The 12,566-nt window shown below is 36.9% G+C and carries 12 protein-coding genes; all 12 read left to right on the top strand.

Annotation, left to right across the window (positions count from 1 at the left end; translation table 11 throughout):
* Positions 1-148 precede the first annotated feature (148 nt).
* From ABZC13_RS04565 to nuoK, 12 genes are read left to right on the top strand one after another with little or no spacing between them, the layout of a single operon-like run.
* Positions 149-538 carry an NAD(P)H-quinone oxidoreductase subunit 3 gene (locus ABZC13_RS04565; protein WP_008336149.1) on the top strand — a complete coding sequence of 130 codons (390 nt, stop codon included), beginning with the start codon at positions 149-151 and terminating at the stop codon, positions 536-538.
* On the top strand, positions 520-1,029 hold the full coding sequence (locus ABZC13_RS04560) for an NADH-quinone oxidoreductase subunit B family protein (protein WP_373000756.1): 510 nt from the start codon (positions 520-522) through the stop codon (positions 1,027-1,029). Before ABZC13_RS04565 ends, ABZC13_RS04560 begins: the two co-directional genes overlap by 19 nt.
* On the top strand, positions 1,029-1,835 hold the full coding sequence (locus ABZC13_RS04555; protein ID WP_373000754.1) for an NADH-quinone oxidoreductase subunit C: 807 nt from the start codon (positions 1,029-1,031) through the stop codon (positions 1,833-1,835). The genes ABZC13_RS04560 and ABZC13_RS04555 overlap by 1 nt, the downstream gene beginning before the upstream one ends.
* An 8-nt stretch (positions 1,836-1,843) precedes the next feature.
* Entirely contained in the window at positions 1,844-3,085 is a 1,242-nt protein-coding gene (gene nuoD, locus ABZC13_RS04550) for an NADH dehydrogenase (quinone) subunit D (protein ID WP_373000750.1), read from the top strand.
* Entirely contained in the window at positions 3,085-3,309 is a 225-nt protein-coding gene (locus ABZC13_RS04545; RefSeq protein WP_373000747.1) for an NADH-ubiquinone oxidoreductase subunit E family protein, read from the top strand. Before nuoD ends, ABZC13_RS04545 begins: the two co-directional genes overlap by 1 nt.
* Positions 3,310-3,318: 9 nt before the next feature.
* On the top strand, positions 3,319-5,313 hold the full coding sequence (locus ABZC13_RS04540) for an FAD-dependent oxidoreductase (protein WP_373000744.1): 1,995 nt from the start codon (positions 3,319-3,321) through the stop codon (positions 5,311-5,313).
* A 12-nt stretch (positions 5,314-5,325) separates the two neighbouring features.
* Positions 5,326-7,569 carry an NADH-quinone oxidoreductase subunit G gene (locus tag ABZC13_RS04535; RefSeq protein WP_373000741.1) on the top strand — a complete coding sequence of 748 codons (2,244 nt, stop codon included), beginning with the start codon at positions 5,326-5,328 and terminating at the stop codon, positions 7,567-7,569.
* Positions 7,569-10,055, top strand: a complete 2,487-nt coding sequence (locus ABZC13_RS04530; protein WP_373000738.1) for an NADH-quinone oxidoreductase subunit G — start codon at positions 7,569-7,571, stop codon at positions 10,053-10,055. The genes ABZC13_RS04535 and ABZC13_RS04530 overlap by 1 nt, the downstream gene beginning before the upstream one ends.
* Before the next feature lie 3 nt (positions 10,056-10,058).
* Positions 10,059-11,045, top strand: coding sequence for an NADH-quinone oxidoreductase subunit NuoH (gene nuoH, locus ABZC13_RS04525; protein WP_373000735.1), 987 nt, complete (start codon positions 10,059-10,061; stop codon positions 11,043-11,045).
* Positions 11,046-11,055: 10 nt separating this feature from the next.
* Entirely contained in the window at positions 11,056-11,670 is a 615-nt protein-coding gene (gene nuoI, locus ABZC13_RS04520) for an NADH-quinone oxidoreductase subunit NuoI (protein ID WP_373000732.1), read from the top strand.
* A gap of 11 nt (positions 11,671-11,681) precedes the next feature.
* Entirely contained in the window at positions 11,682-12,257 is a 576-nt protein-coding gene (locus tag ABZC13_RS04515; RefSeq protein ID WP_373000729.1) for an NADH-quinone oxidoreductase subunit J, read from the top strand.
* Positions 12,254-12,562, top strand: a complete 309-nt coding sequence (nuoK, locus tag ABZC13_RS04510) for an NADH-quinone oxidoreductase subunit NuoK (protein ID WP_321267786.1) — start codon at positions 12,254-12,256, stop codon at positions 12,560-12,562. The genes ABZC13_RS04515 and nuoK overlap by 4 nt, the downstream gene beginning before the upstream one ends.
* The last annotated feature ends 4 nt before the right edge of the window (positions 12,563-12,566 follow it).

Here is a 12,566-nt window from a genome sequence, read left to right as displayed (position 1 = left end):
GCTAAAAATCATGTAGCGTTTAGTAGCACTTTAAAATTCTTCTCCTTTTGGCTTCGTAAATTTAATACTCTTTTTGATATAGTGCATTAACTGTTTTTTCTAGGATAATGCTTGAAAACAATGAAAAAATTATTTAAAGGTAGGTTATATGGAGCATATTAGCACTGCAAATCCGTATTTTGGGGTATTCGTACTATTTGTTGTAACATTTGGTGCATTCACAGCTACGACTATCATAGCTCGTTTAGCGAGTCGCGCTTTAGCGGCGAAAGATAGTGAAAAGATTAGACTCTCAGTTTACGAATGTGGACCAGAGGTAACTAGACAACCAAATAGAATATCACCACAGTTTTATCTATTTGCGTTACTTTTCTTACTATTTGATGTAGAGATTATTTTTATGTTTCCATGGGCAGTAGACTTTAAACTACTTGGTTGGTTTGGTTTTGCTGAGATGTTAATGTTTATATTACTATTAACTATTGGATTCGTATATGCATGGAAAAAAGGAGCACTTGAATGGCACAACATAAAGTAAATTACACACAAAACGCTGGTTTACCTGTAGCACTTACAAGTATTGATAAAATCGTTAACTGGGGTCGTTCGAATTCACTTTGGGCACTGACTTATGGTCTTGCTTGTTGTGGTATTGAGATGATGGCATCTGGTGCATCAAGATATGACTTTGACCGTTTTGGAACAATCTTTAGAGCATCTCCTCGTCAAGCAGATGTAATGATCGTTGCAGGAACGCTTACAAAGAAGCACGCAGAGTTTATTAAAAGACTTTATGATCAGATGACTGAGCCTAGATGGGTTATTTCAATGGGTTCATGTGCAAATACTGGTGGTATGTTCAACACATATGCAACAGTACAAGGGGTTGATAGAATTATTCCTGTAGATTTATACTTGCCGGGTTGTGCACCTCGTCCAGAGACACTTCAGTATGGAGTAATGTTACTACAAAAGAAAATTCGTGCAAACCATGCGTCTAAAGCACAAAAAGCAAAAAGGTTAATGTAATGAGAGCATATACACCTAAAGATGATGTACAGGCTAAGCCGTATTACACAGACAGATTCTATAAATCTCCTCAAGTTGCTAAACATGCACCTGAGACTGATGAAGTATTCAATGCTGATTTAGAAGCTATTAAAGCAAAATTTGAAGTACTAGACGCTTACATCCAAGTAGAGCAAATGGTAGTTTATATTAATGCTAAAGACAACTATGGTGTTTTAGAGCTTATGAGAGAAACGCTTTCTTACACGCAACTGTCGGAATTGAGTGCTATAGATTGGCTAGCTGATAGAGGCGGATTTGAAGTTTTCTATCAAATGTTAAGTATGGCTAAGCGTAAGCGTATCCGTATTAAGCTATTCATAGAAAATGGACAGGCTGTAAACTCTGTAGAGAAACTTTTCCGTTCTGCTGATTGGTCTGAAAGAGAGATGTTTGACATGTTCGGCATCGAAGCTAACGGACATCCATTTATGAAAAGAATCCTTATGCCTTATGATTGGCAAGGAAATCCTCTTCTTAAAACTTACCCGCTTCAAGGTGATGAGTTTGCTGCTTGGTATGAGGTAGATAAGATCTATGGTAAAGAAGCAAGAGAAGAGATCGGACCAGAAATTCGTGATACTTCAAGAGTTGACCGTTATGACTCTGAGAGATTTGCTCGTTTAGGACATGAAGTACCTAAAGGAACAGAGATTACAGGAAATGAGCCAGCAAATGAACAAGCTTACCAAGAAGACGGTGGTGTGTTCTTGATTAAGAAATTTGATAAAGAGTCATCAGTAGTTATTGATGATCCTCAGAGATAGGTAGAAATATGGCACAAATAAAAAATAGATTAACACCGTTTTTTGAAAACATCACTTTTGATAGAGATGACAATGAGCTTATCTTAAACTTCGGTCCTCAGCATCCATCTGCTCACGGGCAGTTACGTTTAATGCTTCACCTTCAACAAGAGATGATAGTTAAAGCTCATCCTGATGTTGGATACCTTCACCGTGGTATGGAGAAGATGGCTGAGAACATGATTTACAATGAGTTCATGCCGACTACTGACCGTATGGACTATATTGCTTCATCTTCAAACAACTACGGATTCGCTCTGTCTGTTGAAAAGCTTATCGGTTTAGAAGTTCCTCGTCGTGCGAAAGTTATTCGTATGATGCTTTTAGAGATTAACCGTCTTATGTCTCACCTATTCTGGTTGGCAACTACTGCTCTGGATATCGGTGCGATGACAGTTTTCCTATTCGCATTCCGTGAAAGAGAATATTTAATGGATATTATCGAAGGTTATTGTGGCGCTAGACTTACACATGCTGCTATTCGTATCGGTGGTGTTCCACTGGATATCCAAGATACTTTTATATCTCAGCTAAAAGACTTCTTAGATAAGTTACCTCAAAACATCAAAGATTATGAAGATCTTCTTGACACTAACCGTATCTGGTTAATGAGAATGGAAGAAGTTGGTACTATCTCTACTGAGATGGCTCTTTCATGGGGTTGTACTGGTCCTATGCTTCGTGCGTCTGGTGTAGCTTGGGATATTCGTAAAGAAGAGCCGTATGAGTTATATGATGAAGTAGAGTTCAATGTTCCTTGGTCAGACAAGGGTGATAACTTCGCTCGTTACCGTATCTACATGGAAGAGATGAGAGAAACTGCAAAGATTCTTTATCAAACAATAGATATGTATCAAGAATGTGTTAAAAATGGAGAGACTGAGTTAATGGCTCACGCTCCTAAGTATGTATCAGCTCCAAAGCTTGATATCATGACACAAAACTACTCTTTAATGCAGCACTTCGTTCTTGTAACACAAGGTATGAGACCTCCTGTTGGAGAAGTTTATGTAGCAACTGAATCACCAAAAGGTGAATTAGGTTTCTTTATTAACTCTCAAGGTGGACCATATCCATATAGACTGAAGCTTCGTGCTCCGTCTTTTTGGCATACAGGTATTTTAACTGACTTACTTCCTGGACACTATATCCCGGATGTTGTATCGATTATTGGTACTACAAATATTGTATTTGGTGAGGTAGATAGATAATGAAAAGATATGATTTAAGACACTTAAAAACTGAGTTCGAACCTAGAATGAAAGAAATTTTAGGAACTCACAGTGCAGGCGAAGTAGCAATCTTTTTATTTGAGATCGGTGATTTTACTCCGATTCAAAAATCAGCAGATTTAGTAAAAGAGTGTGGTTATGAGTTAATGAACTCTTTAAAGTTTAACGAAGTCGATTGGACTGTCGTTGCAAAAAAAGGTTAGGAATTAATTTTGAGTAAAGTATATTTTTCTACTTGGAATGGTGAGCTGGTTAACAATGTTGGCAAACCCCAAGAAGAGTGGGAAGAATCAGCTTATAATCTACCTGCAACTTACGATGATCATCGTGACTCTAAAGCCTTTATCGGCTGGGATGGTGTTTCACTATTCAATGAGGACGTTGACGTAATTCGTCTAGCTATGGAATATGCTGCGCAGTACCAAGTGTACTCTGAAGCTTGTGGAAGATGTGCACCTGGAAGATGGGGTGGACGTATTCTATATGACCAACTAGATAAGATTGCTCGTGGTGAAGGTTCTGTAGCTGATATGGACCACTTAAAAGAGATCGGTAAAAGTATGCAAATCACTTCAAAATGTGAGATTGGTAAAACTGTTCCAAATCCTATTATTGATTTAATGACTCATTTTGAAGATGAGTTCATGGATTGTATAAACAATCAAAAACCGTCTAAACACTATAACGATGAAGTTGGTTATATTGCAAAAATTACAGCACCTTGTACTGATATGTGCCCGGCACATGTTGATATTCCAGGTTATATTGAAGGTGTAAGAGATTTAAGGTTTGATGACTCTCTTCAAGCTACTCGTCAAACAATGCCATTAGCTCACGTTTGTGGTCGTGTTTGTCCGCATCCATGTGAAGATGCTTGTAGAAGAACAAATCTTGATGAGCCTATCGCTATTATGGAACTTAAGCGTCTTGGGGCAGATTATGAAACTGACCATGGTTTTGGTTTCTTCCATCCAATGGAAAAACAACCAAGCAATGGCAAAAAAGTTGCAGTTATCGGGGCAGGTCCTGCAGGTTTAACTACAGCTTATTATCTTGCATCTGAGGGGACTCAGGTAGATGTTTATGAAGAACTTCCTGTTCTTGGTGGTGAAGTTGCAGTTGGTGTACCTGAATACAGAATGCCGATTGATAAGTACAATCAAGATATCGAATGCGTAAGAGATATGGGTGTTAATTTTATAACTAACACTAAAATCAATGCAGATGATATGAGAAGATTTGAGACAGAGTATGACACAACTATGGTTGCTACAGGTACTCGTATCTCTAAAAAAGTTCGCTGTGATAACGAAAGACCTGAAATCGAAGGTTACTGGTCAGCTATCGAGATGCTTGACCAGATTAATCTTTGGGATAAGTATGAGATTGGTGAAGCAGTAGACTTGACTGGTAAGACAGTAGTTTGTGTAGGTGGTGGATTCACATCTATGGACGTTGTTCGTTGTGCTATTCGCGCTAATGCTAAAAAAGTTTACATGATTTATCGTCGTGATGAGAAGACTATTATTAGAAATACGACCTATGAAGAGTATCATGAAGCGGTAGAAGAGGGTGTTGAATTCCTTTTCCATTCGGCAGTTAATACTATGGTTGATGAAAATGATGTTTTAAAATCTTTATTAATTGATAAGTTTGAACTTGTACCAGATCCAGATGGTGGGCGCCCTAACTTAGAGAAAATAGAAGGTGCATCTTATACTATTGAAACAGACTTCTTAATTCCGGCAGTTTCTCAGTCAGCTGATCTAGCTCTTCTTCCAGAAGAATGGGAAATGGAAATGACATCTTGGGGAACTATCAAGACAAACGGTAAAGACTATATGACATCTCGTAAAGGTGTTTTTGCATCTGGAGATTGTGAATACGGTCCGATGACTATTGTTAATGCAGTTGGTCAAGCTAAGCGTGCAGCTTCTGTAATGTCAAGATTCATGGAAACAGGAGAAATATCTCTAACTGATGATGAGATCATGGAAGATCACTTACGTAAACTGAAGGTTTATGATAAGAAAGAGAAAGTTCAAGGTTGGCTTCCGGGCTTACCAAGACAAGAGAGTGAGAAACTTGCTGTTGATGTTCGTAAAGACAACAACAAAGAAGTAAATTTGGGTTTCACACAAGAAGAAGCGATGAGCGAAGCTGACCGCTGTATGCGTTGTTACTACATCGCTATGATAGCAACATAAGGGAGGGGATATATGAGTGATTTGATTAATTTTAAAATTGACGGTATCTCTGTAGAAGCTAAAAAAGGCGAGACTATTTTAACTGTAGCCCGCAGACATGATATCTACATCCCGACTATGTGTTATATCTCTAAGACAACGCCTTGTGCATCTTGTCGTATGTGTGTTGTAGAGGCTGAGGGAGTTGAAGGTTTTATACTTTCGTGTAATACTCCTCCAACCCAAGGCATTGAGATTAAAACTAACACAACAGAGTTAGATACTGAACGTACAAACATTATGAAGCTGTATGGTGTAAATCATCCTCTAGAATGTGGTGTTTGTGACAAATCGGGAGAGTGTGATCTACAAAATAAAACTTTAGAGTTTGATGTTTCTAGACAAAACTTTTCTGCTCGTGATCAGTCACGTGAGACTAAAGATTGGGGATTAATTAATTATGACCCGTCTCTATGTATTTTATGTGAGAAATGTGTTCACGTATGTAATGAAGTGATCGGTGATGATGCTATAGATGTTCAATTTGGTGGATATAGCTCGACAATAATTCCTAAAAATTCGGATGTTCTTGATTGTACTTTCTGTGGAGAGTGTATCGCAGTATGTCCGGTTGGTGCATTAGTTAGTTCTAACTTTAAATATAGTGCAAATGCATGGGAGCTTAGTCGTGTACCTGCTACATGTGCTCACTGTTCTGCAGGTTGTTCTTTAGAGTATGAAACAAGACATGTTGGAATAAATGGTAATGACTCTATCTATAGAGTTAAAAATAACTTTGAGTTCACATCGCTTTGTGGTGCGGGTCGTTTTGGTTTTGACTTTGATAATAAAGAGACTAAAGATGAATCAGCATTTCATAAGGCTGTTAAAGCAGTAAAAGAAGCAAAAGCTATTCGTTTTTCTTCAATGATCACAAATGAAGAAGCTCATATCTTACAACTTTTAAAAGAGAAATTTGATATTAAGTTATTCAATGAAGATGCAAGAAAATACCAAGAGTTTACGAGAGCATACAGTAGTGTAAGTGGAAAACTTCACCATAGCGGTTCACTGGATGCGATTAAGCAATCAGACGCAGCGATTGTTATTGGAAGCAGAATAGCTACTGATAATCCTGCTGTCAGATATGCACTTACAACTGCGGCTAAACATAACGGAGCTAGAATAGTTTACGCTCACCCAATGGAAGACGCTCTAATGCAAAACACTGTTACTCAGCTTATGAAGTATGAAGTCGGTACAGAAGAGGGTGTTATGGCACTTCTTGCAAATGCTATACTCTCAGATGCTGACTTGTCTGATGATGAGAGAGCTTTCTTTAATGATCTTGATTTAGGTTATCTTGAAGCTGAGAGTAATATTGGTGATGAAGAAATTGCTCAAATGATGAAATCATTTACAAGAGCAAAAAACCGTGTACTGATTGTAGGTAATGATCTTATTGCCCATAAGCGTTCAGACAATATTGCAAAACTTGCAGCTATGATTGAAAAATATAGTGACTTTTCTTTAGTAGTAGTTCCAAGTGAAGTAAACACTCTTGGTGCATCTCTGATTTGTGATTTAGATAAAGATGAAGACATAATTGATGTAGTAGGTTACAATGCAAAAGGTAACTTTATTATTTCATCTCTGTCTTATGCAAACCTTGCAGTACCATCTTTAAATCAGCAAGAGGGAACTTTTGTTAATATAGACAACAAAGTACTTCCGACAAATGTCGCTGTAAGCTTTGATGGTTATACATTAAATGATGTAGCTAGTGCATGTGGTGTTGAAAGTGCAAATACAGTTGATTATACTAATAAGTTAAACAAAGAAGCAGGTTTTAAAGATATAGCTTTTGATTCTCTTGAAAACTTCTTATCTCCTTACGGTGATGACAATAGAGGTTATTTTCTAGATGAAGTAAATTGTGAAGCTAAGGGTAAACTTGATGAAGTTGATGATTTACCTGAATTCAATGGTACAATTATATATCATGCTAATCCTGTTTTACAGTTTAACGCTTATACAAATAAAACAGAACAACTAGAGCGTGACAACACTCTTAGAGGTTCTGCTCAATTTGCTTCTGCAGCTAAGATTGCAGATGGTGATAGAGTTGAAATAAGTTTCGGATCTAAAACTGTAACAAGAGAGTTTAAGCTTGACAGAGAGTTAAAAGGCACAATAGCATTGAACCCTACATTTGATGATGTAGTAGATGCTAGTAGATATAGATTTGAAAAATCCAAAATAGTGAGAGTAGTATAATGAGTAAAATTACTATAAATATTGACGGAAAAGAAGTCGAGACACAAGAGGGTGAGTTTATACTTAACGCCGCTCGTGCTAATGATATCTTTATACCAGCCATATGTTACTTAACAAGATGTAGTCCGACACTTGCTTGTCGTATTTGTCTTGTTGAAGCTGACGGCAAACAGGTTTATGCTTGTAATGCAAAAAGCAAAGATGGCATGAATATTACAACTACAACTGAAAATATTGAAAAAGAGCGCCGTGCAATCATGGAAGTGTATGATGTGAATCATCCTCTTCAATGTGGTGTTTGTGATCAATCAGGTGAGTGTGAACTACAAAACTATACGTTAGAGATGGGCGTAGACGCACAAAGTTATTCGGTAAAAGATGTAGATAGAAGTTCTCATGATTGGGGACATCTTCACTATGATCCGGGCTTATGTATTGTTTGTGAAAGATGTGCTACTGCATGTAAAGATATGATAGGTGATAACTCGCTTAAGACGATTCCTCGTGGAGCTGATGCATTAGAGGCTGAGTTTAAAGATACTATGCCAAAAGATGCATATGCAATGTGGAATAAGCTTAACAAGTCAGTAATAGGTTTAACTAATGGAACTGATGTTCTTGACTGTACAAGTTGTGGTGAGTGTGCTGCTGTTTGTCCAGTTGGTGCTTTAGTTGATACTCACTTTATGTATAAATCAAATGCATGGGAACTAAGTCAAGTTCCTGCTACTTGTGGTCACTGTTCTGCCGGATGTCAAATCTCTTACGATGTTAAACACACAAGTGTTAACGATGATACAGATAAAATCTACCGTGTTATGAATGAGTGGAACTATGTATCACTTTGTGGTGCAGGTAGATATGGGTTTGATTATGAGAACAGAGTTGAAGCTAAAGATGAAACAGCATTTGCATCTGCTATAGAAGCTTTCAAAAAGGCTGATACAATTGAGTTTACTTCAACTATTACAAACGAAGAAGCTTATGTACTTCAAACTTTAAAAGAGAAGCACGGATATAAGCTTGTAAACAGTGAAGCTAAATCTTTTCAAACTTTCTTGAGAAACTATAGTGAGATAAGTGGAACTATGCTTTATGGAAATGACCTAAAAGCTACTCACAACTCCAACTTTGTTATCTCTTTAGGAACAGCACTAAAAAGTGACAATCCAAATGCTAGATATGCACTAAATAACTCAATGACTGTAAACAAAGGTGCTGGTCTTTATTTTCACCCTTTACAAGATCCTATCATTGAAGGTCTTGGAAAAAGCATCATAACAGTTAAGCATGCGCCACTTCAAGAAGAAGCTGCTCTTTATCTTATTTTAGATTTATTTGCTGATAAAGAAAAACTACCTAAGAAAGTAGTTGAGTATTTAGAGAGTTTTCACTCTGAGAAAACAATCACTGTTGAAGAGACTATTAAAGAAACAATAGTTGAAATCGTTAAAGAAATGAAAGTTAACGAAGAGACAGGCGAAGAGGAAGAAGTAGAAGTAGAAAAATCTAAAATAGTTCCTAAAAAAGTTTCTAAAGAAGTTCAGGTTGATGATAACCGTCTTCTAGAGATTTTAGGTGCTGATGACGGTTTCATGGATGCATTGAATAAAAATCTAAGTAAAAAAGATACCTTTGCAATGGTGGTTGGAGCGGATCTTTACAACCATCCAAATGCTAAAAATATAGCTAGACTTGTTGGTTTAGTAGAGAAATGTAGTGATATTGAACTTACTATGATTCCACCACTAACTAACTCTTTAGGTGTAGCACTTATCTGTGAACTTGATGATGAGAAAGGTGCATACAGTGTTGGTTATAACACTAAAGGAGATTTTACTCTATCTGCTTTAGGTAATGGCGATTTAGATATGCCTGCTATCAATCAACAAGAAGGTACGCTTACTTCTATAAACAAAAGAGTTAATCCTACTAATGCTGCATTAGCGTATAAAGGTTATGAATTAAATGATATAGCTAATGAGCTTGGAATGAATTCTGAAAACGTAATCGATTATACAGCTTCTCTTCCAACAGCAGTAGGTTTTAATACAGTTGCATTTGATAACTTACCAAACCATTATGAAAATGATGGAACAGAAGTTAGAGGATATCTTCTTGAGAATGTAAAAATTAAAAGAAGCACTAACCAAAATGTAGAACCATTTAGTGAAGATAAGTTAGAAGGAACTCTGATTTATCTTGCAAATCCAGTAAGACAGTTCACTGATTTCACAAATAAAACGACTAATCTTGATGAGATTGCCGGTCTTTACATGAGTGAAGAGTTCTTAAGTCAATCAGAACTAAATGAAGGGGATAGTGTGAGAGTGAAGAGTAATAGTGGAGAGATTATTGTTAATATCGTAAGTGATAATAAAATTGCCGGTGATATAGCAGTACTACCAACATTTGATTCTAAAATAAATTCAGAGGCTTTGTTTAGCGGATACCGTTTTGCAACAGCTTCGATTGAAAAGGTGTAATATATGGAAACAGCATATTTAATTGAAACGGTTATAAAAATCGTTGTAGTTTTACTTGTCTTTTCTGCACTAGCGGGGATAGGAACTTACTTTGAGCGTAAAATCCTTGCATTTATGCAGCGTCGTCTTGGACCAATGAATGTTGGTCCTTACGGATTACTTCAAGTAGCAGCGGATGGTGTAAAACTTTTTACAAAAGAGGATATTATCCCAACTAATGTAGTAGCTCCTATATTTAAGATAGCACCGGTTATTACTGCTGCTACAGCATTTATGGCTGCTGCTGCGATTCCATTTTTACCATCATTCACAATTTTTGGATATGAAGTACATCCAATAGTTGCTGACATTAATATTGGTATTTTATATATCCTTGGAATTATGGGTGTTGGTCTTTATGGTCCACTTCTTGGTGGTATGGCTTCAGCAAATAAGTTCGCACTTATTTCTGCTGCTCGTGGTGCTGCTGTATTTATCTCATATGAGGTTGTTACTGGTTTATCAATCTTAGCTCCGATTATGATGGTTGGTTCTTTATCGCTTATTGATTTCAATGAATATCAAGCAGGCGGTATAACTGATTGGATTATATGGACTCAACCTGTAGCATTTATTCTATTTTGGATAGCTGCATTTGCTGAGACTGGTCGTACACCATTCCACCTTATTGCTAATGACCACGAGATCATTGATGGTTTTGGTACTGAGTATTCTGGTATGAGATGGGGACTTTTCTTCATTGGTGAGTATGCGAATATGTTCTTTATCTCATTTGTTATCCCACTTATTTTCTTAGGTGGATATGGAGACGGTAGTCTTCTTGGTGCATTAGGACTACTTGCTAAAATGGCATTTTTCTTCTTTTTCTTTTTATGGACAAGAGCTGCTTGGCCAGATGTAAGACCGGATCAATTGATGTGGTTATGTTGGAAAGTATTAATGCCAATCGCAGTTTTAAACATCTTAGTTACTGCAATAGTATTGATGTAAGGGGGTAATGATGAAAAATGAACAATTTAATAACAGAGATATCTCTAATGAATATTTTAAAGTAGATATCGAAGATTATCCGACTGACCCATGGGGTAAGTTTGTAAGAGTAGTAAAAAGAACATTCAGAGGCGAACTATTTGTTGGTCTATGGGTTGTTATGCGTGAGATGATCAGATTTGATATCCATACTGTTAGTTATCCTGCAGAAAAGATGCCAATAGGTCCTAGATACCGTGCTGTTCATGAGATGAAAAGATTATGGGAGTCAGATGCTGAAAGATGTATCGGCTGCGGACTTTGTGAAAAGATCTGTATATCTAACTGTATTAGAATGGACACTAAAATAGATGAAAATTCTCGTAAAGAAGTTACTGAATATACAATCAATCTTGGTCGTTGTATCTTCTGTGGTTACTGTGCAGAGGTTTGTCCAGAGTTAGCTATTACACATGGTGGTGAGTATGAAAATGCATCTGAGCAAAGAGAGCATTTTATTGACTATGCAGGAATGCTTACACCACTGGATAAGATGAAGGCCGGAACTCAACTTGAGTTTGAAGGTTTTGGTGCTATCACACCACATGAAGATGAGCGTGTTAAAAAAACACCTCTCGCATATTAAGGAGTTTGGGTATGTTTGAAGCGATTGCTTTTTATTTGTTTGCTTTTTTAACGATAGCGATGTTCTACATTACTGTAACAACATCACAAGCGTTATATGCTCTAACGGCATTAGCAGCAGGAATGATTTTTATATCAGCATTTTTCTTTATTTTAGGTGCTGACTTTTTAGGTGCGGTGCAGATTGTTGTTTATTCTGGTGCTGTAATGGCTCTTTACGCGTTTGGTATGATGTTCTTTGATACGACTAGAGAAGTTAAAGAGAAGAGTGGTAATAAGTATCTTGTTACTGGTCTAGCTACAATTTCTGCAGTTTTAGTTGTTGTAATTTTTGCTGCTCCAATCGTAGGAGAGAATATTACAGCTCTATATCCTATGACAGAAGGTGCGGGTAATACTCAAGAGATAGGTATAGTTCTTTTTACTAAATACTTAGTTCCTTTTGAACTTGCTGCTGTAATGTTACTTGTTGCAATGGTTGCAGGTATTGTTTTAGCCGGTAAGAAAATGGATCTTTCTCTTACTCTTATGAGTGATGCAGAGATTAAAGATATGAGAGAAGAAACAAATAAAAAGGTACTTTCATGATGGAAATAGGACTTAACCACTATCTTGTACTTTCTACAATTTTATTCGCTATCGGTTTGGTAGGTGTAATGAGAAGAAAGAACCTTCTAATGCTGTTTTTCGCAACTGAGATATTACTGAACTCTGTTAATATCGCTTTTGCTGCGATTTCACACTTTTACGGTGACCTTACTGGTCAGATGTTTGCATTTTTTGTAATTGCAATCGCTGCTTCAGAAGTTGCTGTAGGACTTGGTCTACTTGTTGTTTGGCACAAACGACATAATGCTATTGACCTTGATTTAATGTCAACGATGAAAGGATAGAAAT

Origin of the sequence: Sulfurimonas sp. (genome assembly GCF_041563035.1) — a bacterium.
Lineage (GTDB): Bacteria > Campylobacterota > Campylobacteria > Campylobacterales > Sulfurimonadaceae > Sulfurimonas.
This window is presented reverse-complemented; position numbering and strand designations above follow the sequence as displayed.

Coding starts and splice junctions, on each gene's coding strand:
- ABZC13_RS04565 (WP_008336149.1), top strand. CDS start 149: ATGGAGCATATTAGCACTGCAAATCCGTATTTTGGGGTATTCGTACTA.
- ABZC13_RS04560 (WP_373000756.1), top strand. CDS start 520: ATGGCACAACATAAAGTAAATTACACACAAAACGCTGGTTTACCTGTA.
- ABZC13_RS04555 (WP_373000754.1), top strand. CDS start 1,029: ATGAGAGCATATACACCTAAAGATGATGTACAGGCTAAGCCGTATTAC.
- nuoD (WP_373000750.1), top strand. CDS start 1,844: ATGGCACAAATAAAAAATAGATTAACACCGTTTTTTGAAAACATCACT.
- ABZC13_RS04545 (WP_373000747.1), top strand. CDS start 3,085: ATGAAAAGATATGATTTAAGACACTTAAAAACTGAGTTCGAACCTAGA.
- ABZC13_RS04535 (WP_373000741.1), top strand. CDS start 5,326: ATGAGTGATTTGATTAATTTTAAAATTGACGGTATCTCTGTAGAAGCT.
- ABZC13_RS04530 (WP_373000738.1), top strand. CDS start 7,569: ATGAGTAAAATTACTATAAATATTGACGGAAAAGAAGTCGAGACACAA.
- nuoH (WP_373000735.1), top strand. CDS start 10,059: ATGGAAACAGCATATTTAATTGAAACGGTTATAAAAATCGTTGTAGTT.
- nuoI (WP_373000732.1), top strand. CDS start 11,056: ATGAAAAATGAACAATTTAATAACAGAGATATCTCTAATGAATATTTT.
- ABZC13_RS04515 (WP_373000729.1), top strand. CDS start 11,682: ATGTTTGAAGCGATTGCTTTTTATTTGTTTGCTTTTTTAACGATAGCG.
- nuoK (WP_321267786.1), top strand. CDS start 12,254: ATGATGGAAATAGGACTTAACCACTATCTTGTACTTTCTACAATTTTA.